Here is a 23,501-nt window from a genome sequence, read left to right as displayed (position 1 = left end):
GCGCGAGGCTCAGTTGGCCTCGGAGCGGCCCGTCCGCCAGTAGCCCATGAAGGCGACGCGGGTGCGGTCGACGCCGAGCTCGGTGACGAGGCAGCGGCGGATGAGCTTGATCGCGCCGGCCTCGCCGGCGATCCAGGCGTAGAGGCCGGGGTCGGTGCGCTCCGCGGGCACCTCCCAGAGGATCTCGCTGTCGACGTCGACGTCGGACACCTCGACCCCGCGGTGATGCGCCGTGATGAAGCGGGTCGCCCAGCCGCGGACGGAGTCGCCGAGCTGCGCGCCCGGGGTCGTCCCGGTGCGCACCAGCCAGTGCACGCGGACTCCGGCGGGGTGCTGGAGCGGCAGGACGTCCGCCGCGCTCGGCACCTCGAGGAACGCGGCTCCGGTCGCCGAGGCGGGGAGGCTCTCGAGGATCGCGCTGATCGCGGGGACCGCGGTCTCGTCGCCCGCCATCAGGAGCGTCGTCGCCGCACCCGGGTGCCACTCGACGCCGCCGCCGGCCAGCTCCGAGCGGGTATCGGGCGCGATGATGACGACCTGCGCGCCGACGCGGGCCGACTCCACCCAGGCGGAGGCCGGGCCGGTGTCGCCGTGCGCGACGAAGTCGACGTCGACCTCCGCCAGCTCGGGGCGGGTCGCGCGGATCGTGTAGGTGCGCAGCGGGTTCCGCAGCGCGTCCGGCAGCTCGCGCCAGCGGGTGTACCAGTCGGGAGCGAGGCCGTCCGGTCCGCTCTCGTCCGCGACCGAGGCCATGAAGTCGTGTGCGCTCGAGGTCGGCGTCGGCACGACCAGCTTGATCCGCTGGTCCGGGCCGGTGCAGCCGACCGAGCCGAGATCGTCACCGGTCAGCGTGATCCGGATGAAGTGCGGCGCGATCCGGGTCGCGCGGGCGACGGTCGCGAGATACGGCCGGTAGGCCGGACGGGCGGGGGCTTCGGTCAGCGGAGGCACCGGTCCAGTCTCGCAGAGAAGGTAAGCCTTACCTAATCCTGAGTGGCTCTCAGCGAGCGGCGTGCTCGGCTGACACCCGCAGGCGGGCGTCGACATCGGCGGCCAGCTCCGCGACGACGGCGCCCTCTCCGCCGACCCAGGCGCAGAAGTCGTGCCGGTCGTCCGCCCACGGGTAGTCGCCGTCGACGACGGACATCTCGCCCATCCAGGCGCGCACCGCGCGGTCGAGCGCGACGCCGCGCGCACAGGCGAGACCGGTGCCGGGAGCGCCGGAGCGCTGCGAGCGGCCGAGCCAGGTGACGCAGACGCGGCCGGGCGCCGAGAGCGGCGGCAGGCCGCGGGCGTCGTCGACCTCGACGAAGACCTGGCCCCGGGCGTTCGCGGGGAGCGCGTCGAGCATGCTCTGGATCCAGGGCACGACGGTCTCGTCACCCGCGATCAGGAACTGCTTGACGTCGACCGGCTCCGAGCCGTCTCGTCCCTCGAACATGCACATCGGAAGTAAGTATAGGCATGCCTAACCTGACCGGCCAAGGGTGCGGACCTGCCCGTTCGCCGGGTGTCCGCGGCGCCCGGCTCCCCGGGCCTCACCACTGCGGCGGGTGCCGCCGCTGCCAGCGCGCCCGGCGCTCCAGCTGCGCGCCGATCGAGAGCAGCACCGCCTCGCCGCCGGGGCGCCCGATCAGCTGGATCCCCATCGGCAGGCCGTCCGCCGTCACGCTCAACGGCAGCGCGATCGCGGGCAGGCCGCTCACGTTCACGAACGAGGTGTACGGCGTGTAGCGCACCTGCTGCTCGAAGTTGCGCTCCGGATCCTCGGCGTCGTACCAGCCGACCGGCCGCGGCGTCATCGTCATCGACGGGGTGAGGATCGCGTCGAACGGCGAGAAGGCGGCGATCACCGCGCGCTCGTAGGCGGACAGCACCCCCGCCGCCTCGACGATCTCGCGCGCCGAGCGCTTCCGCCCCTCGCGGATCAGCCACTGCGTCAGCGGCTCGAGAAGGTCGAGCTCGTCGCCCTCGATCGGGAGCGTCGACGCCCCGCTCTGCCAGAGCAGCCGGAACGCGTCAGGGTAGGCGGCGGACGGCGGCAGCACCGCATCGTCCAGGCCGTGGCCGAGCGCCGAGAGCGCTGCGATCCCCTCCTCGAGCGCGGCGCGCGCCTCCGGAGCGAGCCCGATGTCGTACTCCTCGTCCCAGGGCGAGGCCGTCAGCACGCCGATCTGGAACCGGCCCTCGCCGCGCACGGCGGCGCCGAGGAAGGAGCCGTCCCCGTCGCCCGGCGCGGTCAGCGCCGTGCGCTGCGGGACGACGCCGTTGCGGCGCTCGAGCATCCCCTCCAGCAGCATCCCGGCGTCCGCCACCGAGCGGGTCAGCGGACCGGCGACGACGAGGCCGCCGACTCCCCCGACTCCGGACAGCGCCGGCACCCGGCCGCGGGAGGGCTTGAGACCGACCAGACCGCAGGCGGCGGCGGGGATGCGGATCGAGCCGCCGCCGTCGGAGCCGGGTGCGAACGGGAGCAGTCCCGCCGCGACCGCGCTCGCCGCGCCGCCGCTGGACCCGCCCGCGCCGCGCGAGGTGTCCCAGGGCGTGACCGTCGGCGGTCCGACGAGGTTCTCGGTGTAGGAGGGCATGCCGAACTCGGGCGCGGCCGTCTTGCCGAGGCTGATCGCCCCCGCAGCGTCGAGCACCTGGACGATCTCGTCGGAGGCGTCGGGGACGAACGACTCGCGCAGCCGCGAGCCGAAGGTGGTCCGGACACCGGCCCGGCGCCAGAGGTCCTTGTCGCCGCTCGGCAGTCCCCAGAGCAGCGCGGTGCGCGGCACGGAGCCGATCGAGGCCGCCCGGGCCCGCGCCGCGTCCGCGGTCACGGTGATGAAGGCGCCGAGCTCCCCGTTCCAGCGCTCGATGCGGGCGAGGTAGTGCTCGGTCAGCTCGAGCGGGGTGATCTCGCCGCGCTGCAGCCAGTCCCACTGCTCCTGGGCGCTGAGGTGATGGAGTTCGAACATGGAACGACCCTATTCCGCCGCCTCGGTGCCGCTCTGGGAGCGCGAGGTCGGGCGGAACAGGGTCGTGGGGTCGTGCGGGCCTACGCGGCGCGGCGGCCGATCTCGCGGACGCCGTCGTCGGTGCCGAACCGGCTGCCCGGGGTGATGACCGTGTCGCGGTCGACCCGCGCGCCGGTCGCGACGACGGCCGAGCCGCCGATCCGCGAGTAGCTGCCGATGCGGGCACCGGGGCCGATGATGGCCTCCGGGCCGACGTGGACGTTCGCGCCGATGAAGGCGCTGTGCCCGATCATCGCGTCGCGGTCGACCCAGCTGCCGGCACCGATCCACGCGCGCTCCCCGACGGTGGCGCCGGGTTCGACGTAGGCGCCGGTCTCGACGTACGCCGACGCGGAGACGCGCGATCCCGGAGCGACCATGCCGCGTCCGTTCGCGTGACGGCGGTAGACGATCTCCTCGTCGGCGCCGCGCACTCCCCGTCCCTTGCTCATTCCTGTTCCTGCCATCTGCCTCGAGCTCCTCCGAGCGATCCGATGGGCGAGGCACTCGGGCCCCACCCCGCTATCGAGGACAACAGCGCGCGGGGGTCGTGCATTCCCCGTGCGGGGGGCACTCAGGCTCGGGGCTCGACCGCATCGGCGACGGCGGTGACCACCGCACGGAACCGCTCCGGCGCGTCCCGGATCCGGCGTCGGGCCAGCACCCCCGCGAGTGCGGACGAGGCGCCGGACGCGACGAGCTCGCACTCGACCCGCGAGCCCTCCTCGTCCGCGAGCACCCGCCACTGCTCGACTCCGACGACCGGCAGCCGCCGCTCGAGCCCGTCCGCCGAGCGCGCGAACGCCGGCCCGTCATCGGCCGCGAGCACGTCGGCGAGCGCGGCGAGCACCACGGCGGGCTCGGCATGCAGGATCGAGGCGAGGGCGAGAATGCTGCGCATCGCGGCAGTCTCCCACGCCGGACCGCCCCCCCCTTCTGCTCGAGCGGCCTCGGCCCATGCTGGTCGAGCAGCCCCGACTCATGCTGGTCGAGCACCCCTGCAGGGCACTCCATGCTGGTCGAGTAGCCCCGGAGGGGCGTATCGAGACCCGCGGCCAGTCGCCGTCAGGAGCGCTCGTCGAGCACGCGCCGCAGCCAGTCGAACGAGGCCTTCGGCACGCGGTCGCGGCTGCGGGAGTCCAGGGCCACCAGCCCGTGCGGCCGGGTGTAGCCGTGCTGCCACTCGAAGGCGTCCACCAGCGTCCACAGCTGAACGGCCTCCAGCGGCAGGCCCTCGTGCACGGCCTCGGCGAGCGCCCCGAGGTGCGCGCCGATCCAGCGGATCCGCTCCGTGTCGACGATCGCGCCCTGCCGGTCCGGCAGATCCGGATAGCTCGCGCCGAGCTCCGTCAGCACCAGCGGCGGCAGGGCATCCCCGTAGCGCTCGACGAGGCTCCGCAGCACCGCCACCGGCGCCCACGGCGCGAACGGCGAGCCGTCACCGGTCCGGTCGAGCTCCGGCCACGGCCGGGCGTGGAACGGCAGAGCCGGCGGAGCACCCGGCCCGGTCGGCAGCGCCGGATCGCGGCCGGCGGCGATCCGCTGCGGGGCCAGCGGCGCGACCCCGTAGAAGTCGAGCGGGGCACTGATGCGGGCGAGGTCCACCGGGTCGACGCCCGCGAGCGGCGCGAGGAACGGCGGCAGCTCCTCCGGCCCCGACGGATAGACGCCGGTGAGCACGGCATCGGCGACGAGCCGGTTCTGCAGGACGTCGGCGAGCGCCGCCCACGCGCCGTCCCGCTCCGACTCGCTCGCCGGCTCGACCACGGCCTGCGCGTCGACGAGCCCGATGCGCCCGGCGAGGTCGGCGGAGCGGAGCGCCTCGACCGCGACGGCGTGCCCGAGCAGCTGGTGGTGCAGAGCGGGCAGCGCACTGAACAGCCGCCCCGCTCCCGGGGCCTGGTTCTTCAGCGCGTAGCCCTCGAGGAAGACGGTCGACGGCTGATCCAGCGTGATCCAGTCCGCGACCCGGTCGCCGAGCCGAGAGCCGATCTCGAACGCGACGTCGCCGAAGCGGAAGGCCGTGTCGCGGTTCATCCAGCCGCCGCTGAGCGCGGAGGGGGTGTCGCGGTGCTGCAGGGTGAGCGCGATCCGCAGCCCGGCCCCGGCGAGCTCGTCGAGCAGGCGGTCGTAGAAGCCGAGCCCGCCGCGGTCGATCGGTCCGCGGCCGTCCGGCTGCAGCCGGGTCCAGGAGATCGAGAGCCGCAGCTCGTCGACACCGAGGTCGACCAGCAGGGCGAGGTCCTCGCGCCAGCGCAGCACGAAGTCGGTGGCGAACTCGGGCGTCGCCTCCTCCGCGATCGTGCCGCGCCGCAGGGCGAAGTCGTCCCAGACGGAGCGGCCGCGACCGCCGGCCTCGAGCGAGCCCTCCGTCTGGAAGGCGCTCTGTGCGAGCCCGATCCGCAGTCCCGGAGGCAGCAGCCGCCCGAGCTCCCGCGGGTCGTCGAAGCGCGCGGTCTCGGCGCGCACCTGCTGCCGATCGCGTCCGCGCGCTGCGTCCTCGCTCATCTTTCCTCCGACTCGTCGATGGGTATATTGTCGCGGAAGCGCTCTCCCGCTCCGACCAGCCACTCCCCCGCTCGGAGGAGGCCCGCTCCGCCCTTCGGTGTACATCCGGCAACGGGTGCGCGCCGCGCTTGACACCACCCGTGCGCCCCCGTGCAATGGACGCACCGTGATTCCGAGTGTCGCCGCGTCTGTTCCGGGGGGTTCCGCGACGAGGGGTCCGTCGGCCGTGCCGACGGGTCGCCTTCGCCGCTCCCCCCGTTCGTCGCGCCGCCGTCCGGCCGCCCTCCTGCTCGGGCTGCTCGTCGCACTGGGCGCCGCCGCCGGCCTGACCGCGCCGAGCGCGCAGGCCGCCGCGCCCCTCACGATCACCTCCCCGGCCTCCGGAACCGTGCTGCCGAGCGGTGCGGTCACCGCGACCGGCACCGGCACGGCGGGCGATCAGATCCAGATCGGCCTCACCGGCAGCAGCGAGCCGCTCTGCATCACCACCGTCGGCGCCGACGACACCTGGAGCTGCGCGCTCGACCTCGACGACGGCCGGATCCGCTTGACCGCCGTCGAGCTCCTCGCCGCCGGCGGCACCACCTCGGCCCGCACCGAGATCGCCGTGCTGAGCGCTCCCGTCATCGAGTCGGTCGACGGCTCGGCGACGTCCGCCGGATCGGTGAGCGGCACCGCCTACCCGGGAGCGAGCGTCGCGGTCACCTCCGACGGCGGCGCCTCCTGCCTCGCCACCGCCGACGGCGCGGGCCGCTGGTTCTGCCAGCTCGCGCCCACCCCCTCCCCCGGCAGCTACCGCGTGACCGCGACCCAGTCCGCCTCCTTCGCGGGGAGCACCGTCTCGCCCGCCAGCGCGGCCGTCTCGCTCGTCGTGGACACCGCGGCTCCGGTCGCGCCGGTCCTCGCCTCCCCCGGCCCGGGCGCCGCACTGCCGCTCACCGGCGCCGTCTACTCCGGCACCGCGACCGAGGGCACGCGGGTCTACGTCTACGTCGACCTCGTCAACACCTGCGACGCGCCGATCACCAGCGGCGCCTGGAGCTGCACCGGCGGCACGGTGACGGCCGGAGCGCACCGCGTGTCGGCGATCGCGGGCGACGCGGCCGGCAACTACAGCTCGCGCAGCCCGTGGATCGACGCCACCTTCTCGGCGGCGACCACGACTCCCTCCGCCTCCCCCACCGCGACCGCTCCCGGCACGAGCGAGGCGACTCCGGGCGGGAGCACGCCGACCACCGCGCCCGGCTCGCCGACCGCGCGGCCGACGACGCCGGGAAGCACCGCGACCGCCGCGCCGACTCGACCCGGGCAGACGGCGCCCGCGCCCGAGCCCCTGCCGACCGACGGCGCCACGGCCGCCCCGGCACCCGGAGCCGCTCCCAGCGACCCGCCGCCGGCCGCACCCGCCCCGGACGGCGGCTCGGTCCCCGGCGGCTGGAGCGCCGCCACCGGGATGACCACGGCGCTCTCCTCCAGCGCACCCCTCGGCACCATGGCCGACTGGATGCGCTCCCTCGCGCTGGCCGTCGCCTCCCTCGCCCTGCTCGTCGTCCCCGCCCGCCTGGCCGTCGCCGGCCGGGTGCCGCGCGAGCCGCGCACCTGGCGCCTGACCGGCCGCAACCGCGCGAGCGTGGAGTACGACGACCGGCCCGAGCCCGCCCCGCTCTCGGCCCGGACGATGGTCGTCGGCATGATCGGCTGCGCCGCAGGTCTCGTGCTGCTCTCCGGTCGGGTCGACGGGCAGCCCGCCTACCTGCGCCTGCTGATCGCGGTGATCATCGCGGTCGCCGTCGTGAACGCCGTCGCCGCGGGTGTCCCCGCGCTGGTGGGGCGCCGCCTCGGCCTGCCGGGCATCCGCATCGTCGCCTCGCCCCGCGCGCTGCTGCTGGTGGCCGGCGCCGCACTCCTGTCGCGCTTCGCGGGCCTCGACCCGGCCTTCCTCTTCGGAGTGGTGATCGGGCTCGTCCTGCCCGAGGGCGCCTCGGCCGTCGCACGCGCCAAGCTCGCGACCGTGCGGGTCGTCTCCCTGCTCGGCCTCGCCGCCGTCGCCTGGGGAGCCTCCGCGGCCGTCCCCGCCGACGGCTCCTTCGCCGCGGTCCTCACCACCGAGATCCTCAGCGCGACGACGCTGCTCTCGGTCGGCTCGAGCGTCGTGCTGCTCTTCCCGGTCGGCCGGCCCGCGGGGCAGAGCATCCTGCGCTGGTCGCCCGTGCTCTGGCTCGGGCTGACGCTGCTGGCGAGCACCGTCCTCTTCCTGCTCCTCACGCCGACGATCGCCGCCTGGGCGACGGACGGCGGCGGCGGGCCGGCGCTCTTCGCCGTGGTCGCCTTCACGGTCGTCTGCACGTCGATCTGGGCCTGGCGGCGCTTCGTCGACGTCGGCGAGTAGCGCCGGGGCGGCATCGAGCCCGGCGGCCCGGGTGCGGGCTCAGCCGATCGCGACGAGCTCGCGCACGTCGTCGTCCGGCAGCACGTCGACGACGGCGCCGACGGTCATGTCCGTGAGCGTCGCGATGCCGTCGTAGACGCTGAGGAACGCCGTGTCCGCCGCGTCGCGGCCGGTGGCGATCCGCACCAGGCTGGAGCGCGGCGCCAGCGTGGTCGCGTCGACCACCCGCCAGGAGCCCTCGATCCAGGCCTCGGCGACCGCGTGGAAGTCCATCGGCGCGAGCCCCGGTGCATAGACCGCGACGAGCCGGGCCGGCACGTCGAGCGCGCGCAGCAGCGCCACCACGAGGTGGGCGAAGTCGCGGCAGACCCCGCGGCGGGCGAGCAGCGTCCGCTCCGCGCCGTCGGTGGGCAGGCTCGAGCCGGTCACGTAGGCGAGCCGGGTGCCGACCCAGGAGCTGACCGAGGCGAGCAGGGCGGCGCCCTCGAGGCCCGCGAACTCGGCGCGCGCGGTCGCCCAGAGGATGTCCGACTCCGCGTAGCGGCTCGGCCGCAGGTAGCGCAGGCGGTCGACCTCCTCGCCGGGCAGCGGCTCCAGCACGCCGTCGACGCTCGCGGTGTAGTCGACGACGAGGCGTCCGACGCCCGCCTCGAGGACGTGCAGGCGGGTGCCGTGCTGGTCGAGCACCTCGCGGGCGGCGACCTCGCGCCCGTCCAGCTCGAGGGACAGCCGCTCCGGAGCCCCGTAGGCCTCCGCGACCGCGATCGAGAAGACGAGCGTCGCGGGTCGCGCGACGTGGAGGGTCAGCCGGGCGGAGACGTCGCGCTTCACGCGCCCTGCTCGCCCTTCGGCGGCGGGGTGGGAGCGGCGTCCGGCTCCTGCACGAGCTGCAACCCGCCGGAGGAGTTCGCGGAGACCGTCAGCAGGTCGATCCAGGTGCGGTTGATCGACGGCACCCGGCCGCCGAAGTACTTGAAGTAGAGCGGCACCGACGGGTCGAGCCAGATGCTGGAGCGGCCGTCGCCGACCGCGGGGTCGTCACGCCAGGAGAAGAAGAAGCTCTCGCGGCGGCGCAGCTTGTTGGCGATGACGATCTGGACGTGCGTGAGCGTGCGGTCGTCGAACTCGATCTCGACACCCGAGGCTCCGTAGAGCAGCTTCCCCATGGAGGCCTCCCGACCACCCGTCGCCGGGTGATGCATGACAGTGCCCGAGGGCACGAGAAGAAGGAGACGCCACGAGGCGCCACCGGGCCGCCCGCCCCCGGGACGGTGGCGCAGGCGCTCCGTCCGGGCGAGGACCGCCCGGCCACGACTCTATGCGAGGGCGGGCGCCGGCGTAGCGATTGACAGGAACGGACACGGCCGGATGGCCCGGATCGGAACTCCTGCGCTCCCGCGCGACTCACCGTCCGCACATCGCGGCGATGTCGGAGGTCGGACGTACGGTACCCGCATGATCGAATGCGGAAGCTGCGGAACCGATGCCGTCGTCCTGGACCGCTCCGGCGGCGAGGACTCCGAGGGTGTGAGCTCCGAGGAGCTCGTCGTCCTCTGCGCCGAGTGCGCCCCCGGCGAGATCACCGCCGCCCTCGAGGCGGCCCTCCTCGACGGAGCGAGCCGCACCGAGGCGGTACCGCTCCGCAAGAGCGCCCACGCACGAGCGGCCTAGCCCGGCGACCACGACCGCGCAGAGCCTGGCCTCTGACGCGCCCGATAGTTCAGCGGCGGTGCGGTTCGGTACGAGCGTGGTGATCGGCGAACCGTGCGCCGATGAGGAACAACTTCGACGTCGACGTCCGAATCGTCAGTGACTGTGTTGCTCCTCCGCTGATGTGAGGGCGACATCTTGCGCCTCGACTCGCCGCCGATCAGTACTGAATTATCCTCGCTATCCGGAGTCGAGTCCTCCGGCAGGGAGCGTGGATGGTCCAGTTCTGGCAAGCTCCGCTCACTCGTCTCCACTCCCGCCGGACGCCCGAGTCGAGCGCCGGATGCTGATCGCCTACGTCGACGAGTCGTACGACCAGAGCTACTACTTCATCGGTGCCGCCGTGACCTCGAAGGAGAACTGGGATCGGCTCGAACGGGATTACGAACGTCTCAGAGAGAGAGCGACGACCGAACACGGCATCGCGCCCGACGCGGAACTGCACGGACACGAACTGATGGGCGGATCCGGAGACTGGAAGCCCCTGCGGGGGAAGCATCGCGAAGCGGCGGACGTCTACGGTGCGGCACTCAAGATCGCTCAGCACGCCGGAGTTCAGTACCTCTTCCGCGGGGTCGACGTGCGGCGCCTGAACGCTCGCTACCAGCTCGAGCAGAAGCCTCATCCCGTCGTGCTGCAGCATCTTCTCGAGCGGATCGACGAGTACTGCCGCGGGTCCCTCTCCTCAGACTGTGACGGTGTCCGGGTGGTCGCCGACGAGATCGCGACCCAGGACGATCACCGACGAGAGTTCGAGAGCTACCAGTTGCTCGGAACGCCCGGCTACCGCTCGAGCAGACTGGATCGGATATCGGCGCCCATCCGCTTCGCGTCGTCGAGAGAGACGGCCGGGCTGCAAGCCGTCGACCTGGCGGTGTATCTGCACCGACGGAGATTCACCGTGACCGAGCGGCATCCCGCGTCAGCGAGGACAGTGGCGCGACTGGGCGAGCTGATCGACGGGTCCACCGCCCACGCACGAGTCTGGACGCCGTGACGAGATCTCCACGCGAAACGACTGAAGCCCCGCAGAGCGGGGCTTCAGGCTGGCAACGTTCCGGCGGCCGGCCCGTTGTCCTTCGATGCTACATCCGGTTGCGAAGAAGACCAGCGCGCTGGCGCCGAACGAGTGCCCCCACTGGGACTCGAACCCAGACTGAGACGATTTTAAGTCGTCTGCCTCTGCCGATTGGGCTATGGGGGCGACCACCGGGCGGCGTGATCACTCACACGCCGCCCGAGGGTGCTGTCAGGCCTTGGCGGGCTCGCCGCCCACGGTCACCGGCGCGCCGGCCGGGCCGGGGGTGCCGGCCGGAGCCGACTCGGCGGCCGGAGCGGCCGGACGGGGGCGCGACGCGTAGGTCTCGAAGGAGCCGCGCGGGTACTCGCGGGCCTCGATCGAGGCGATGTCGCGGCCGAGCCAGAGGTTGTTCCACCAGCCCCAGACCACGCGGAACTTGCGCTCCCACGAGGGCATCGCCAGACCGTGGTAGCCGCGGTGCATGACCCAGGCCGGGAAGCCCTTGATCGCGATCTTGCCGGACTGGAAGACGCCGATGCCGATGCCGAGACCGGCGACCGCTCCCGCGTTCTTGTGGAAGTAGTCCTTGGGCGCCTCGCCGCGGAGGACCGCGATGATGTTGGTCGCCATGAGCTTCCCCTGGCGGACGGCGTGCTGGGCGTTCGGCACGCAGAAGCCGCCGACGCCGCCGCCGGTGAGGTCGGGCACGGCCGACACGTCGCCGGCGCCCCAGGCGCCCTCGACGATGACGTCGTCGTGGCCGACGCGGAGGTCGGCGCGCACGCGCAGGCGGCCGCGCTCCTCGATCGGGAGGTCGGAGTTCTTGATCGACGGGTTCGCCATGACGCCGGCGGTCCAGATGATCAGGTCGGACTCGAAGGTCTCGCCCGTCGACAGCTCGATGACGCCGCCCTCGGCGGACTTCAGCTGCGTGTCGAGGTGCACGGTGGCGCCGCGCTGGTCGAGGTTCTTCAGGACCCAGTGGCTCGTCTCGAGCGCGACCTCGGGCATGATCCGCCCCATCGCCTCGACGAGGTGGAACTTGGTCTCCTCGAAGTCGATCTCGGGGTAGCGCTTCAGCAGCGCGCTCGCGAAGGAGCGCAGCTCGGCGAAGACCTCGATGCCGGCGAAGCCGCCGCCGACTACCGTGACCGTCAGCAGGCGCGAGCGCTCGGGGCCGGCCGGCAGGGTCGCGGCCTTGTCGAAGTTGGTGAGGATGCGGTCGCGGATCGCGGTCGCCTCCTCGATCGTCTTGAGGCCGATCGCGTTGTCGGCGACGCCCGGGATCGGGAAGGTGCGCGAGACGGAGCCCGCGGTGACGACGATCTGGTCGTAGACGAACTCGTAGGGCTCGCCGACCGTCGGGGTGATCGTCGCGGTCTTGGACGCGTGGTCGATCTTGGTGACCTTCGCGGCGAGGATCGCGGTCTTCTTGAGGTGGCGGCGCAGCGAGACGATCGCGTGGCGCGGCTCGATGGAGCCGGCGGCGACCTCGGGGAGGAAGGGCAGGTACGCCATGTAGGGCAGCGGGTCGACGATCGTGACCTCGGCCTCGTTGGCGCGGAGGTACTTCTCCAGCTTCCACGCGGTGTAGAAGCCGGCGTAGCCGCCTCCGACGATCAGGATTTTGGGCACGGTGAACACTCCAGAGGGATGGACAATGCGAACACCCTGCTACTCGCGAAGTGCCCGCTCTCGATGCGGGTGGCAGCACTGACCCCGACTGGGAATCAGCCTAGCGAACCGCGCGTCGAATCGCGTCGACCCGCCGGGCCGCGGAGTCGGTCAGACCTCGAGCGGCCGGCATTCGCAGCGCTCGGGCGACCAGTCGGCGCGGGCGAGCGCGAGGTCGCCGATCGGGTTCACCCCGGGGCCCGCGGCGAGCGCGTGGCCGGCCAGGGCGTGCAGGCACTTGACGCGCGTCGGCATGCCGCCGGAGGAGATCCCCGCGATCTCGGGGACGACGGCGATGCTCTCGCGGTCGGCGAGGAAGGCGCGGTGGGCCGCCGCGTGGGCGTCGCGGAGCGCCTCGTCCTCGGCCAGGAGCCCGTTGTACTCGACCATGACCTGGGTCGCCTCGAGCTGCGAGATCGCGGCGGTGGCGGCGGGGTGGGTGAGGTAGTAGAAGGTCGGGAACGGCGTCCCGTCGCTCAGCCGCGGGCTGGTGGAGACCACCGTCGGGTTGCCGCAGACGCAGCGCGCGCTGATGCCGACCACGTCCCGGGCGGGTCGGCCCAGCTGGGCGGAGACGACGGCGATGTCGTGCTCGGTGGGCGGGTCGAACGGGGGCGTGGTCACGGAGGACTCCAGGGGGCGCGGGGACCGGAGGGAACTCTCCAGTGTAGGCGGGGGCCGGGCGAGTGGCCGGGGTCAGGGAGTGGGCGTGAGCTCCGCCGTCGTCGGGTCGCCGAGGCCGGAGACCGCGATCGAGGAGAGCAGCGAGCCCGCCCAGTCGCTCGGGGTCTTCTGCACCGAGTTCGACGCCGGCTGCGCGGCCTGCTGCGCGACCGCGATGTCGTCGAGGACGAGATAGCTGACCTCCCCCGGCATCACGAAGTACAGGCGCTCGCGGGCCTGGGCGCGGATGAAGGCGGGGTCGGACCAGCGCACGCGCTGCTCGTCGAGGTTCTGCGACTGGGTCTTCGCCGCATCGACGGAGCGCTGCAGCTCCGAGATCTCGGCGCGCTGCTCGACGAAGTTCTTCACGCTGGGCGCCAGGACGACGACGGCCAGGATCATGATGCCCATCACGAGCAACGTGAATCCGGAGCCGCGGACGCCGGCGACCCAGGCGGAGGACGGCGTGACGGGAGGCTGCTTCGCGCGGGGGGTGCGCGAGGACTTCGGGGCGGAGGATCCGGGCTTCGCGCCGGGGCGCTTCGAGGCGACGGACGACGAAGTGGCGGGCTTCGACGCCGGCTTCTTCGCTGCTGACGGCGTCGAGGCACTCGACGTCGCGGCGGCGGGCTTCGAGGACCCGGACTTCGAGGACCCGGGCTTCGAGGACCCGGGCTTCGAAGCGGTCGAGTCCGGCGTCTCGGCGGCGGCCGGGCGGCGGGGCGCGCTCCCGGGAGTGGAGGGCCGGCGGGGCGGTCGGGCCATGGGCGGGTGCCTCCTCGAGCGGTGGAACGGATGAGGGCGGAACGGGAGCGGCCCCGGTGCCCGCACCGAGGTGCTGGGCTCCGGGGCCGCTCCGGCGGGGAGAGACTACGCGGTGAAGCGCGGGAAGGCGGAGCGACCCGCGTACGTCGCGGCGCCTCCCAGGATCTCCTCGATGCGAAGCAGCTGGTTGTACTTCGCGACGCGGTCCGAGCGTGCCGGGGCGCCGGTCTTGATCTGGCCGCCGTCCACCGCGACCGCGAGGTCGGCGATGGTGGTGTCCTCGGTCTCGCCGGAGCGGTGCGAGAGGATCGCGGTCATGCCGCTGCGCTGGGCGAGGGCCACCGCGTCGAGCGTCTCGGTGAGCGTGCCGATCTGGTTCACCTTGACCAGGATCGAGTTGCCGGCCTTCTCGGCGATGCCGCGGGCCAGGCGCACCGGGTTGGTGACGTAGAGGTCGTCGCCGACGAGCTGCACCTTGTCGCCGATCTCGGCGGTGAGGTGGGTCCAGCCGGCCCAGTCGTCCTCGTCCAGCGGGTCCTCGATCGAGACCAGCGGGTAGTTGGCGACGAGGTCGGCGTAGTAGGCGGAGAGCTCCTCGGCCGAGAGCTTCTTGCCCTCGAACGTGTACTTGCCGTCCTCGTAGAACTCGGAGGAGGCGACGTCGAGCGCGAGGCCGATGTCCTTGCCGGGGGTGAAGCCGGCGGCCTCGACGGCCTTGAGGATGAAGTCGAGCGCCTCGCGGTTGGTGGGCAGGTCGGGGGCGAAGCCGCCCTCGTCGCCGAGGCCCGTGGCGAAGCCGGCCTTCTTCAGCTGCGCCTTGAGCGCGTGGTAGATCTCGACGCCCCAGCGCAGGCCCTCGGAGAAGGACTCGGCGCCCAGCGGGACGGCCATGAACTCCTGGATGTCGACGCCGGTGTCGGCGTGCGCGCCGCCGTTGATGATGTTCATCAGCGGGACGGGCAGGGTGTGCGCGTTCGGGCCGCCGACGTAGCGGAAGAGGTCGAGGTCGGCCGACTGCGCGGCGGCCTTGGCGACCGCGAGGCTGACGCCGAGGATCGCGTTCGCGCCCAGGCGCGACTTGTTCTCGGTGCCGTCGAGCTCGATCAGCTCGGCGTCGACGAGGCGCTGGTCGGTGGCGTCGAAGCCCTCGATGGCCGGGCCGATCTCGTCGATGACGGCGTCGACGGCCTTCTGCACGCCCTTGCCGAGGTAGCGCTCGGCGTCGCCGTCGCGCAGCTCGTAGGCCTCGAAGGCGCCGGTGGAGGCACCGGAGGGGACGGCCGCTCGCGAGGACGCGCCGTCCTCGAGCAGGACCTCGACCTCGACCGTGGGGTTGCCACGGGAGTCCAGAATTTCTCGGGCGACGACTGCCTCGATAAGGGCCACAACTATCTCCTCTTGACGGGTGGGCTCCCGGAGGGCGGGAGCGGTCGGGAAGGAGTCTACTGACCGCCTCGGAACGGGAGGCGTCCGCGAGGCGTCGGTAGACTCCCAGGGCCCTGACGGCAGCCGCGCCGCACGGCCGCCGATCCGCTCCCGCCCCACCGGAGGACCCCGTGACCAGCACCGCCGCCGCCCTCGTCGAGCGCCTCACCGAGGTCGTCCCCGACTTCCCGAAGCCCGGCATCCTCTTCCGCGACCTCACGCCGGTCTTCGGCGACGGCGAGGCGCTGCGCGCGGTCGCCGACGCGCTGATCGAGCCGTACCGCGGCCGGATCGACGCGATCGCCGGGGTCGAGGCGCGCGGCTTCCTCCTCGCCGCGGCCGCCGCCTACTCCGCGGGCCTCGGAGTCGTGACGATCCGCAAGCCCGGCAAGCTGCCGCGGACCGTGCTGAGCGAGCAGGCCACGCTCGAGTACGGCAGCACGCAGCTCGAGGTGCACGAGGACGCGGTGCCGAAGGGCGCGCGCCTGCTGCTCGTCGACGACGTGCTCGCCACCGGCGGCACCCTCGACGCGAGCTGCCGCCTGATCGAGCGCGCCGGCTGGTCCCTCGAGGGCATCGCCGTGGTGATGGAGCTCGACGGCCTCGGCGGCCGCGACCTGCTGTCCCCGCGCCGCATCGACGCGATCGTCACCGTCTGACCCGTCCCTCCCCCGTCCCGCGAGATGCCACTTGGGTACGCACGACACGGCGTGTCGCGTACCCAAGTGGCATCTCGCGGAGGGGAGCGGACGTGCGTCAGGAGAGGGAGAGGGACATCCGGGACAGGACGAAGGTCTCGATGACCTGGACGACCATGTAGAGGATCAGCGAGACGCCGGTCACGAGGACGACGGCCGACCAGATGTCGTCGAAGCGGGCCTGCGCGGTCCAGCCCGCGATGCCGCCGCCGATGCCGTCGCCGGTGGAGAGCCACTCGGCCAGCAGCGCGCCGGTGATCGCTCCGGGGACGGAGACGCGGATCGCCGCGAAGAGCGAGGGCAGCGCGCCGGGGATGGCGACCTTGCGGATCGCCGTGAGCGTGGAGCCGCCGTAGACCGAGACGACGTCGAGCATCTGCGGTGAGGCGTTGTTGAGGCCGAACGCGATCGTGACCAGCGCCGGGAAGAGCACGACGATGCCGCCGACCACGGCGACCGAGGCGACCGTCCCCTGGCCGAAGACCAGGATGATCAGCGGCGTCATCGCGATCAGCGGGACCGAGCGCAGCAGCAGCGCGAACGGCATCAGTGCGTGCTCGACGCCCTTGGACAGCCGGAAGAGGATCGCGACCAGGATCGCGACGATCAGGCCGGCCGCGAAGCCGATGAACGAGTCGACCATGGTGACGGCGAAGAGCCCGCCGAGCTCGGCGCGGTTCTCGGCCGCGGACTCGTCGGTGACCAGGTGCGCCCAGACGTCCCACGGCCCCTTGATCACGTACGGCGAGACGCCGCTGAAGAGGATCACGCCGATCCAGATCGCGAGGACGATCGCGACGGTCGACAGCGCGATCAGGAGGCTCTTGCGCAGGCTCTTCAGCGTGGCGCCGAGCGCGGCGCTGCGCAGCTGGCGGCGGAGCTCGTCGACCGCGATGATCTGCGTCGGGCTCGACTGCTCGGTGCGGTCGGGGATCGTGGAGGTCATGTCATGCCCGCTTTCCGGAGGACCACGGGGCGACGAGGCGCCCGATCAGGCCGACGAGGCCGTAGCCGATCAGCGCCACGGCCGCGCAGAGGAGGAAGAGCGCCCAGACGCGCGGCGAGTTCAGCGAGACCTGCGCCGCGACCAGGATCGGCCCGACCCCGGTCTCGATCTTGCCGAAGTACTCTCCCAGGATCGCGCCGAGGAACGCCGCGGGAACGGCGATCTGCAGCGCGGAGAGGATGTTCGGCAGCGCCGCGATGGCGCGGACCTTCCGGAGCTGGGTGAACTTCGTGCCGCCGTAGACGGTGACGACGTCGAGCGAGGCCTTGTCGGCCGCCTTGAGGCCGAGCAGGCTGCCGACGACGGTGGTGAAGAAGACCGAGAGCCCGGCGAGGAAGATCGCGGTGTCGCTCGGCCGCCCCGGCGCGTCGGAGCCGCCGAGGATGAGGAGCACGAGCGTCCCGATCGCGACGATCGGCACGCAGTAGGTGACGACCGCGAGCTGGGAGACGATCCCCTCCAGCCACGGCACGATCAGGACGAGCGCGGAGAGCACCAGGGCGATCAGGTTGCCCCAGAAGTAGCCGACCGCGGCCTCGCCGATCGTCACCGAGAAGTTGGCCCAGTAGAACGCGGGTCCGTCCTCCGCGATGGTCTGCGCGACCTGGATCGGCGTGGGGACCGGGGCGTAGGTCGTGCCGCCGGTGGGGGCGGTGATCAGGGCGATCAGCCACCAGACGGCGATGATGCCGACGATGCCGATCAGCCCGGAGGCCCAGGGCGGGAGGGAGCGCGAGCGGCGCTCGGTCGTCGGGGCGGGAGCGGGGAGCAGGGTGGCCACGGGGCGCCTCAGTGGTCGTCGGCGGCCGCGCCGCCGTCGCCGAACAGCAGCTCGGACGCCTGGTCGACGTAGGCGTGGAACTCGGGGGTGCGCTGCATCTCCGGCGTGCGCGGGCGGGGCAGGTCGATCTCGATGATCTCCTTGACCCGGCCGGGCCGCGGGCTCATCACGGCGACCTGGTCGGAGAGGAAGATCGCCTCCGAGATGCCGTGGGTGACGAGGAGGGTCGTGGCCGGCTTCTCGGTCCAGATCCGCAGCAGCTCGAGGTTGAGCTTCTGCCGCGTCATGTCGTCGAGCGCACCGAACGGCTCGTCCAGCAGCAGCACCTCGGGCTTGAGGATGAGGCAGCGGGCGATCGAGACGCGCTGGCGCATGCCGCCGGAGAGCTGCGCCGGCTTGGCCTTCTCGAAGCCGCGCAGGCCCACGAGGTCGATCAGCTCGTCGATGTAGGACTGGTCCACCGACTTGCCCGCGATCTCGAACGGGAGGCGGATGTTCGACATCACGCTGCGCCAGGGCAGGAGCGCGTGGTCCTGGAAGGCGATGCCGAGCTTGTTGTCGCGGCGCAGCTCCTTGGGCGTGCGGCCGTCCACCCGGATGGAGCCCGAGGTGGGCTCCTCCAGCCCCGCGAGGATGCGCAGGATGGTGGACTTGCCGCAGCCCGAGGGGCCGAGGAGCGCGAGGAAGCTGCCCTGGTCGGTGTGCAGATCGGTGTCCTGCAGCGCGGTGACGCTGCGAGAGCCCATCCGGAACGTCTTCGACAGGCCGTGGATCTGGATGCCGGTGCCGCCGGCACCCTGCTCGCGCAGAGTGCCGGCGTCGGTCGTGTCGGTCACGAGTGGTGCCCTCCGTGGTGCTGCATGTGTGGTGGAGCTGTTCCGGTCGCCGCGGTCAGGCGGCGTACTTGACGAGGTCGGGGTTCTCCTCGTAGACCTCGGCGAGGAGGCTCATGTCGAAGAGGTCGGCGGCGTCGACCTCGATGCCGGCGCCCGAGAGCGACGCGAGCGTCTCCTCCTGCAGGCTGTCCGAGATCGTGAAGAGGCCGTTCGCGACGGTCTCGTCCGAGACGACGAGCTCCTCGGACTGGATGGTGGAGCCCTTCTTGGAGGACTCCTCGTCGAGGCCGAGGTCCTTGCCGTAGGTCTCGAGGGCGAGCATCGCGCCGGCCTCCGGGTCGTTGACCGCGTCGGTCCAGCCCTTGATCTCGGCGACGAGGAAGGCCTTGAGCGCCTCGCGCTTGTCGGCGATGGCCATGTCGGTGACGGTGAAGGTCTCGGCGACGAAGGGGAGGCCGTTGTCGGCGAAGGGCAGGTTGACGACCTCGTAGCCCTCGGCGGCGACGGTGATCGCCTCGTTGGTCAGGTAGGCGATGAAGCCGTCGACGGTGCCGTTGATCAGGACCGACGGGTCGTACTCGACCGGGACGACGGTGACGTCGGACTCGGCGAGGCCGTTCGCCTTCAGCAGCGCCTGGAAGAGCGAGGTGTTCGACGCCTGGACGCCGATCTTCTTGCCGGCCAGGTCGGCGGGGGTGGCGATGTTGCCGGCTGTCGCGATCGAGAGGACCGTGAACGGGTTCTTCTGGTAGGTCGCGCCGATGATCTTGAGCGGTGCCTGCTCGTTGGCGACGACGGTGCCGACCGAGACGGCGTCGCTGAGCGCGACGTCGGCCGAGCCGGAGAGCAGCTCGGCGGTGCCGGTGGAGGGGCCCGCGGTGAGCGTGACGCCGGAGAGGCCGGCCTCGGTGTAGTAGCCCTTGGAGTCGGCGAAGAACTCTCCCGCGAACTCCTCGTTCTTGATCCAGGAGAGCTGGACCTTCAGGGTGCCGAGGTCGCCGCCGTCCTCGGCCGAGGCGCCGGAGGAGTCGGAGGCGCAGGAGGCGAGGACGGAGACGCCGCCGAGGGCGAGACCGGCGACGCCGGCCATGCGCAGGACGCTGCGGCGGTCGAAGGTCTGCGAGGTGCGGAAGGGCGACAGGGGCAAGGGGGACTCCTCGGGTAAGGCGGTGGAAGCTGCTGTGGTGCGCGGGTCGCGACGGGTGCCCCACGGGGCGCGCCAAGCCGCGCCGATCGGGGTGCCTCGACGCTATCCTCGGGAGATTTCTCCGGTGTGTCCGCAGATTTCGCGGGTATTAAGGGTCTCACGGATCCGACAACGATCCGACCGCTCCGCCCGTCCCTCCCGGCGGATCGGCTGAGGCCGCTCTCAGCTCAGCCGAGCGGCTTGAAGGCGAGTTCCGCAGCCGCTCCGGCGTCGCGGGGCACGAGTGCGAAGCGCGTGAATCCGGCGGCGGCGGCCCGGTCGAGCAGCGGCGTGAGGTTCTTGGCGCGGCGCTCCAGGCGCACGCGGGAGCCGGCGGCGATCAGCTCCTGCTTGAGCGCGAGCAGCACCTCCGGAGCCGCGTCCCGCTCGTGCACGAGGACGACCGCGTCCGGCCGCTCGTCCAGCGGCACGTCGATCAGCTCGACGATCCGCTCGAAGCCGATCGAGAAGCCGCAGGCCGGCACGTCCTGGCCGAGGAAGCGCCCGATCATGCCGTCGTAACGGCCGCCGCCGCCGACGGACGAGCCGGAGGAGGGGTGCGCGATCTCGAAGATGGTGCCGGTGTAGTAGCCCATCCCGCGCACGAGCGTGGGGTCGAAGCGGAGCGAGACTCCGGTCGGCAGCGAGCGCAGCGACCGGGCGAGCGTCTCGAGCGCGAGCACCGCCTCCGGGTCGATGCCCTCGGGCAGCACGCCGAGGATCGCGGACTGCTCGAGCGCCACTCCCCCGGCCGCGACGGCCGCCTCGATGCGGGCGAGGTAGCCGCCGAGCACGGCCGCGGCGTCCGGTCCGTCGGCCTCGAGCTCGGCGACGACTCCGCTCGCACCGATCTTGTCGAGCTTGTCGATCGAGATCAGGGCGGGGCCGAAGCGCTCGGGAGCGAAGCCGCAGTGCTCGAGGATGCCGGTGAGGATCCGGCGGTCGTTGATCCGGATGGTGCACTCGCGCAGGCCCAGGGTGTCGAGGGCGGCGGCCGTCGCGGTGATCAGCTCGACCTCGGCCAGCTGCCCCGGCTCGCCGATGATGTCGATGTCGCACTGCACGAACTGCCGGTAGCGGCCCTTCTGCGGGCGCTCGGCACGCCAGACCGGTGCGATCTGGACGGAGCGGAAGACGGTCGGCAGCTCGGCGCGGTGGCTGGCGTAGAAGCGGGCGAGCGGGACGGTGAGGTCGAAGCGGAGGCCGAGGTCGGCGAGGCCCGAGGCGTCGTCCGCCGCGGCCGCCGCCGCGAGATCGTCGTGCGAGAGCCCGCGGCGCAGCACGCTGAAGGCGAGCTTCTCGTTGTCGCCGCCGAGGCCGGAGTGCAGGCGCTCGAAGTCCTCGACGACCGGGGTCTCGATCTCGTCGAAGCCGTGCGCCGCGTAGACCCGGCGGATCACTCCGAGCGCGTGCTCGCGCTTCGCCTTGTCGGCCGGGAGGAAGTCGCGCATGCCGCGGGGCGGGGTGATCGCAGAAGCCATGCGGCGATTCTCCCAGACCGTCGACCGGTGTTCTCCGGCCCTGCGCGCCGCGGTCGTCCGTCCGGTCGGGGGTGTCGGCTAGGCTCGCGGCGCTCGCGCGGTCAGGGGGATCGCCGCGGACCGAGGAGGGGGACTCGATGGACACGCACGCTGATGCCGGCATCGTCGCGGAGGGGGTGTCGCGTGCGTTCGGGCCGGTGCATGCCGTGCGCGACGCCAGCTTCGAGGCCCGGCCCGGTGAGGTCACCGCGCTGATCGGGCCCAACGGCGCGGGCAAGACGACGCTGATGCTGCTGCTCGCGACGCTGCTGCGACCCGACGCCGGGCGGCTCCGCGTCGCCGGGCACGACCCGGTCGAGGAGCCCGCCGCCGTGCGGGCCGCGCTCGGCTGGATGCCCGACGTCCTCGGCTCCTGGGCGAGCCTGACCTGCCGGGAGACCCTCCGGACGACCGGGCAGCTGTACGGGCTGCCGCGCCCGGACGCCGAGGCCCGGGCGGACGAGCTGCTCGGGCTCGTGGATCTGGTCGAGTTCGGCGACCGGCCGACCCGGGTGCTCTCGCGCGGCCAGAAGCAGCGGCTCAGCCTCGCCCGGGCGCTCGTGCACGACCCGTCGGTGCTGGTGCTCGACGAGCCGGCCTCCGGGCTCGATCCCGGGGCGCGGATCGCGCTGCGCGACCTCGTGCTGCGGCTCGCCGGCGAGGGGCGCACGGTGCTGGTCTCGAGCCACGTGCTCTCCGAGCTCGACGAGATGGCGACCGCGGCGGTCTACCTCGACGGCGGGGTGACGGCCTCGCAGGAGGCGGTCGCGCGCGCGTCGCGGGCGCTGCGGGCCTGGCGGATCGACGCGGTGCGGCCGCGCGGGGCGGAGCTCGCCGAGGTCGTCGAGCGGCTGACAGGCGTGCCGGTCCGAGTGGAGCGCGATGCAGCGCTCGTGCCGGTCGTCAACGATGCGGCGGCGGCCGAGCTGCTCTCCCGGCTGGTGTCAGCCGGGGTCGCGGTCAGCCGCTTCGCGCCCGCTGTCGGCGAGCTGGAGCACACCTTCTCGGACCTGACCCGCTCGGCCGGGGAGCCGGCGAGTGCCGCGGGGCCCGGCCGGCCCGCGGAACCGGGCACCGAGAACGAGGAGGACGCCCGATGAGCGCCGAGACCACCGCCCGGCCGCTGCCCTTCCTGCAGGGCGTCGGCATCGTGCTCCGCCTCGAGCTCGCGCAGCGGGTGCGAGGGACCTCGTCCTTCGTCCTGCTCGGGCTGTTCTTCCTGCTGGTCGGCGCGGTCACCGGACTGCTGGTCGTCGCGACCGGCGTCTTCTCGGGCAGCGGCGCCGTCGTGGGCGGCTTCCTCTACTCGACCCTCGTCTACTTCGTGCTGCTGCTGGGCAGCCTGGTGACGCCCGCGCTCTCCGGCACGGCCGTGAACGGCGACCGCGACGCGGGGACCCTCGCGACGACGCAGGTCACCCTCGTGACCACGGCGCAGCTCGTGCTCGGCAAGTTCGTCTCGGCCTGGCTGGTCGCGCTGGCGTTCCTCGCGAGCACCGTGCCGTTCCTGCTCGTCGCCGTCGGGGTCGGCGGGGTGTCGCTCGCCTCCGCGTCGGTCTCGGTGCTCGTGCTCGCGGTGCAGCTGGGCGTCGTCGCGGCGATCGGAGTGGGTCTCAGCGGGATCCTCGACCGGCCGCTGATGTCGGTCGTCACCACCTACCTGCTGGTCGCGGCGATGAGCGTCGGATCCTTGATCGCGTTCGGGCTGCTGACGGCGGTCACGACCACGGAGCAGCAGACCGTCTTCGTCGACGACGAGCAGGGGATCTGCGGACCGGACTACGAGACGCAGGTGGCGCGGGCCGACTACTACTGGGGGCTGCTCGCGCTGAACCCGTTCGTGGTGCTGGCCGACGCCGTCCCGCCGCAGCTCGACGAGTACGGCTCGCCGGAGGACCTGTTCACCGGGCTCTCGCTGCTGGTGCGGCAGGCGCAGATCGCGCCGGAGCCGGTCGTCGAACTCTCCTGCTCCGGCTACACCGGCTCGCCGCGGCCGAACACTCCGGAGGAGGTCTTCGACTCGACCGTCCCGTCCTGGTTCGTCGGTCTGACGCTGCAGCTGGTGCTGGCGGTCGGCCTGCTGCTCGGCGCGATCCGCCGCACGGCGACGCCGGCGGCGCGCCTGCCCCGCGGGCGCCGCGTGGCCTGACGGTCGGCCTTCCTGCTGATCGAGCAGCCCGCGCAGCGGGCGTATCGAGATCCACCGTTCTGAAGACATGGGGTCTCGATACGCCGCTCCGCGGCTACTCGACCACCATGGAAGGGCGCACGCGCGTCGAGCCGTACGCGCTTCCCGCTGATCGAGCAGCCCGCGCCT

The 23,501-nt window shown here is 72.7% G+C and carries 24 protein-coding genes and 1 tRNA gene; 7 read left to right on the top strand and 18 right to left on the bottom strand.

The genetic code is table 11. The features are described 5' to 3' along the window. Nucleotides 1-9 precede the first annotated feature (9 nt). The 6 genes from EDF35_RS16315 to EDF35_RS16290 all read right to left on the bottom strand — a co-directional run bounded on the left by EDF35_RS16315 (nucleotide 10) and on the right by EDF35_RS16290 (nucleotide 5,510). Complete coding sequence (locus EDF35_RS16315; RefSeq protein WP_243840026.1) at nucleotides 10-951, bottom strand: siderophore-interacting protein; 942 nt, start codon at nucleotides 949-951, stop codon at nucleotides 10-12. A gap of 49 nt (nucleotides 952-1,000) precedes the next feature. Next, entirely contained in the window at nucleotides 1,001-1,441 is a 441-nt protein-coding gene (locus EDF35_RS16310) for an SIP domain-containing protein (RefSeq protein WP_166674142.1), read from the bottom strand. Nucleotides 1,442-1,538: 97 nt separating this feature from the next. After that, nucleotides 1,539-2,963 carry an amidase gene (locus EDF35_RS16305; RefSeq protein WP_133963111.1) on the bottom strand — a complete coding sequence of 475 codons (1,425 nt, stop codon included), beginning with the start codon at nucleotides 2,961-2,963 and terminating at the stop codon, nucleotides 1,539-1,541. An 80-nt stretch (nucleotides 2,964-3,043) separates the two neighbouring features. Beyond that, complete coding sequence (locus tag EDF35_RS16300) at nucleotides 3,044-3,454, bottom strand: transferase (RefSeq protein ID WP_133963110.1); 411 nt, start codon at nucleotides 3,452-3,454, stop codon at nucleotides 3,044-3,046. A gap of 122 nt (nucleotides 3,455-3,576) precedes the next feature. Next, the gene (locus tag EDF35_RS16295) at nucleotides 3,577-3,903 is read right to left on the bottom strand and encodes a hypothetical protein (protein ID WP_133963109.1); all 327 of its coding nucleotides are present in this window, start codon (nucleotides 3,901-3,903) and stop codon (nucleotides 3,577-3,579) included. 164 nt (nucleotides 3,904-4,067) lie between these two features. Beyond that, nucleotides 4,068-5,510 (bottom strand): family 1 glycosylhydrolase, encoded by a 1,443-nt coding sequence (locus tag EDF35_RS16290; protein ID WP_166674141.1) that lies wholly within the window; start codon nucleotides 5,508-5,510, stop codon nucleotides 4,068-4,070. Between the two features lie 226 nt (nucleotides 5,511-5,736). On the opposite strand from EDF35_RS16290, the gene EDF35_RS16285 reads away from it, so the two are divergent. Then, nucleotides 5,737-7,899, top strand: a complete 2,163-nt coding sequence (locus tag EDF35_RS16285; RefSeq protein ID WP_133963107.1) for a hypothetical protein — start codon at nucleotides 5,737-5,739, stop codon at nucleotides 7,897-7,899. A gap of 39 nt (nucleotides 7,900-7,938) precedes the next feature. On the opposite strand, the gene EDF35_RS16280 is transcribed toward EDF35_RS16285, so the two are convergent. Next, nucleotides 7,939-8,730: a transglutaminase family protein gene (locus tag EDF35_RS16280; RefSeq protein ID WP_133963106.1), complete on the bottom strand. Its 792-nt coding sequence runs from the start codon at nucleotides 8,728-8,730 to the stop codon at nucleotides 7,939-7,941. Further along, nucleotides 8,727-9,065 carry an ATP-dependent DNA ligase gene (locus tag EDF35_RS16275; protein ID WP_068211888.1) on the bottom strand — a complete coding sequence of 113 codons (339 nt, stop codon included), beginning with the start codon at nucleotides 9,063-9,065 and terminating at the stop codon, nucleotides 8,727-8,729. Before EDF35_RS16275 ends, EDF35_RS16280 begins: the two co-directional genes overlap by 4 nt. Nucleotides 9,066-9,354: 289 nt before the next feature. On the opposite strand from EDF35_RS16275, the gene EDF35_RS16270 reads away from it, so the two are divergent. Together EDF35_RS16270 and EDF35_RS16265 are read left to right on the top strand one after the other, a co-directional pair. Beyond that, complete coding sequence (locus EDF35_RS16270; RefSeq protein WP_133963105.1) at nucleotides 9,355-9,570, top strand: hypothetical protein; 216 nt, start codon at nucleotides 9,355-9,357, stop codon at nucleotides 9,568-9,570. A 322-nt stretch (nucleotides 9,571-9,892) separates the two neighbouring features. Continuing rightward, on the top strand, nucleotides 9,893-10,606 hold the full coding sequence (locus EDF35_RS16265) for a DUF3800 domain-containing protein (RefSeq protein WP_133963104.1): 714 nt from the start codon (nucleotides 9,893-9,895) through the stop codon (nucleotides 10,604-10,606). 133 nt (nucleotides 10,607-10,739) lie between these two features. On the opposite strand, the gene EDF35_RS16260 is transcribed toward EDF35_RS16265, so the two are convergent. The 4 genes from EDF35_RS16260 to EDF35_RS20905 form a co-directional block, all read right to left on the bottom strand. Continuing rightward, nucleotides 10,740-10,813: transfer RNA gene (locus EDF35_RS16260), tRNA-Leu, on the bottom strand. A 45-nt stretch (nucleotides 10,814-10,858) separates the two neighbouring features. Next, nucleotides 10,859-12,265 carry an NAD(P)/FAD-dependent oxidoreductase gene (locus tag EDF35_RS16255; protein WP_123705592.1) on the bottom strand — a complete coding sequence of 469 codons (1,407 nt, stop codon included), beginning with the start codon at nucleotides 12,263-12,265 and terminating at the stop codon, nucleotides 10,859-10,861. Between the two features lie 150 nt (nucleotides 12,266-12,415). Then, nucleotides 12,416-12,928, bottom strand: coding sequence for a DUF501 domain-containing protein (locus EDF35_RS16250; protein ID WP_133963103.1), 513 nt, complete (start codon nucleotides 12,926-12,928; stop codon nucleotides 12,416-12,418). 72 nt (nucleotides 12,929-13,000) lie between these two features. Then, nucleotides 13,001-13,378: a septum formation initiator family protein gene (locus EDF35_RS20905; protein ID WP_166674140.1), complete on the bottom strand. Its 378-nt coding sequence runs from the start codon at nucleotides 13,376-13,378 to the stop codon at nucleotides 13,001-13,003. Between EDF35_RS20905 and EDF35_RS20900 the strand changes: the two genes are divergently transcribed. Beyond that, nucleotides 13,371-13,766 (top strand): hypothetical protein, encoded by a 396-nt coding sequence (locus EDF35_RS20900; protein WP_166674139.1) that lies wholly within the window; start codon nucleotides 13,371-13,373, stop codon nucleotides 13,764-13,766. The two genes, EDF35_RS20905 and EDF35_RS20900, sit on opposite strands and share 8 nt — an antisense overlap. Before the next feature lie 71 nt (nucleotides 13,767-13,837). Here the strand turns inward: EDF35_RS20900 and eno are convergent, their stop codons facing one another. Continuing rightward, nucleotides 13,838-15,118 (bottom strand): phosphopyruvate hydratase, encoded by a 1,281-nt coding sequence (gene eno, locus EDF35_RS16240; RefSeq protein ID WP_123447613.1) that lies wholly within the window; start codon nucleotides 15,116-15,118, stop codon nucleotides 13,838-13,840. Between the two features lie 170 nt (nucleotides 15,119-15,288). Here eno and EDF35_RS16235 point away from each other — a divergent pair, with 170 nt between their 5' ends. After that, nucleotides 15,289-15,816 (top strand): adenine phosphoribosyltransferase, encoded by a 528-nt coding sequence (locus EDF35_RS16235; protein ID WP_132437731.1) that lies wholly within the window; start codon nucleotides 15,289-15,291, stop codon nucleotides 15,814-15,816. Between the two features lie 97 nt (nucleotides 15,817-15,913). Here EDF35_RS16235 and EDF35_RS16230 read toward each other — a convergent pair whose 3' ends face one another. From EDF35_RS16230 to hisS, 5 genes are all read right to left on the bottom strand, one after another. Beyond that, nucleotides 15,914-16,801, bottom strand: coding sequence for an ABC transporter permease subunit (locus EDF35_RS16230; RefSeq protein WP_208110631.1), 888 nt, complete (start codon nucleotides 16,799-16,801; stop codon nucleotides 15,914-15,916). A 1-nt stretch (nucleotide 16,802) separates the two neighbouring features. Then, nucleotides 16,803-17,642, bottom strand: coding sequence for an ABC transporter permease subunit (locus EDF35_RS16225; protein ID WP_243587465.1), 840 nt, complete (start codon nucleotides 17,640-17,642; stop codon nucleotides 16,803-16,805). A gap of 8 nt (nucleotides 17,643-17,650) precedes the next feature. Further along, nucleotides 17,651-18,388 carry an ABC transporter ATP-binding protein gene (locus EDF35_RS16220; RefSeq protein WP_123705595.1) on the bottom strand — a complete coding sequence of 246 codons (738 nt, stop codon included), beginning with the start codon at nucleotides 18,386-18,388 and terminating at the stop codon, nucleotides 17,651-17,653. Nucleotides 18,389-18,533: 145 nt separating this feature from the next. Continuing rightward, complete coding sequence (locus tag EDF35_RS16215) at nucleotides 18,534-19,625, bottom strand: ABC transporter substrate-binding protein (protein ID WP_243840025.1); 1,092 nt, start codon at nucleotides 19,623-19,625, stop codon at nucleotides 18,534-18,536. 227 nt (nucleotides 19,626-19,852) lie between these two features. After that, nucleotides 19,853-21,145, bottom strand: a complete 1,293-nt coding sequence (gene hisS, locus EDF35_RS16210; RefSeq protein WP_133963101.1) for a histidine--tRNA ligase — start codon at nucleotides 21,143-21,145, stop codon at nucleotides 19,853-19,855. A gap of 137 nt (nucleotides 21,146-21,282) precedes the next feature. Here hisS and EDF35_RS16205 point away from each other — a divergent pair, with 137 nt between their 5' ends. Both EDF35_RS16205 and EDF35_RS16200 read left to right on the top strand, forming a co-directional pair. Next, complete coding sequence (locus tag EDF35_RS16205; protein ID WP_133963100.1) at nucleotides 21,283-22,284, top strand: ABC transporter ATP-binding protein; 1,002 nt, start codon at nucleotides 21,283-21,285, stop codon at nucleotides 22,282-22,284. After that, nucleotides 22,281-23,333: an ABC transporter permease gene (locus tag EDF35_RS16200; protein WP_133963099.1), complete on the top strand. Its 1,053-nt coding sequence runs from the start codon at nucleotides 22,281-22,283 to the stop codon at nucleotides 23,331-23,333. The genes EDF35_RS16205 and EDF35_RS16200 overlap by 4 nt, the downstream gene beginning before the upstream one ends. The last annotated feature ends 168 nt before the right edge of the window (nucleotides 23,334-23,501 follow it).

The organism is Rathayibacter sp. PhB151 (genome assembly GCF_004366415.1).
GTDB lineage: Bacteria > Actinomycetota > Actinomycetes > Actinomycetales > Microbacteriaceae > Rathayibacter > Rathayibacter festucae.
This window is presented reverse-complemented; position numbering and strand designations above follow the sequence as displayed.

Bases quoted from the DNA above. Each gene is read 5' to 3' on its own strand.
- EDF35_RS16220 (WP_123705595.1), bottom strand. From the start codon at position 18,388: ATGGGCTCTCGCAGCGTCACCGCGCTGCAGGACACCGATCTGCACACC.
- EDF35_RS16300 (WP_133963110.1), bottom strand. From the start codon at position 3,454: ATGAGCAAGGGACGGGGAGTGCGCGGCGCCGACGAGGAGATCGTCTAC.
- EDF35_RS16295 (WP_133963109.1), bottom strand. From the start codon at position 3,903: ATGCGCAGCATTCTCGCCCTCGCCTCGATCCTGCATGCCGAGCCCGCC.
- EDF35_RS16310 (WP_166674142.1), bottom strand. From the start codon at position 1,441: ATGTTCGAGGGACGAGACGGCTCGGAGCCGGTCGACGTCAAGCAGTTC.
- EDF35_RS20905 (WP_166674140.1), bottom strand. From the start codon at position 13,378: ATGGGCATCATGATCCTGGCCGTCGTCGTCCTGGCGCCCAGCGTGAAG.
- EDF35_RS16265 (WP_133963104.1), top strand. From the start codon at position 9,893: ATGCTGATCGCCTACGTCGACGAGTCGTACGACCAGAGCTACTACTTC.
- EDF35_RS16305 (WP_133963111.1), bottom strand. From the start codon at position 2,963: ATGTTCGAACTCCATCACCTCAGCGCCCAGGAGCAGTGGGACTGGCTG.
- EDF35_RS20900 (WP_166674139.1), top strand. From the start codon at position 13,371: ATGCCCATCACGAGCAACGTGAATCCGGAGCCGCGGACGCCGGCGACC.
- EDF35_RS16205 (WP_133963100.1), top strand. From the start codon at position 21,283: ATGGACACGCACGCTGATGCCGGCATCGTCGCGGAGGGGGTGTCGCGT.
- EDF35_RS16230 (WP_208110631.1), bottom strand. From the start codon at position 16,801: ATGACCTCCACGATCCCCGACCGCACCGAGCAGTCGAGCCCGACGCAG.
- EDF35_RS16270 (WP_133963105.1), top strand. From the start codon at position 9,355: ATGATCGAATGCGGAAGCTGCGGAACCGATGCCGTCGTCCTGGACCGC.
- EDF35_RS16275 (WP_068211888.1), bottom strand. From the start codon at position 9,065: ATGGGGAAGCTGCTCTACGGAGCCTCGGGTGTCGAGATCGAGTTCGAC.
- hisS (WP_133963101.1), bottom strand. From the start codon at position 21,145: ATGGCTTCTGCGATCACCCCGCCCCGCGGCATGCGCGACTTCCTCCCG.
- EDF35_RS16200 (WP_133963099.1), top strand. From the start codon at position 22,281: ATGAGCGCCGAGACCACCGCCCGGCCGCTGCCCTTCCTGCAGGGCGTC.
- EDF35_RS16290 (WP_166674141.1), bottom strand. From the start codon at position 5,510: ATGAGCGAGGACGCAGCGCGCGGACGCGATCGGCAGCAGGTGCGCGCC.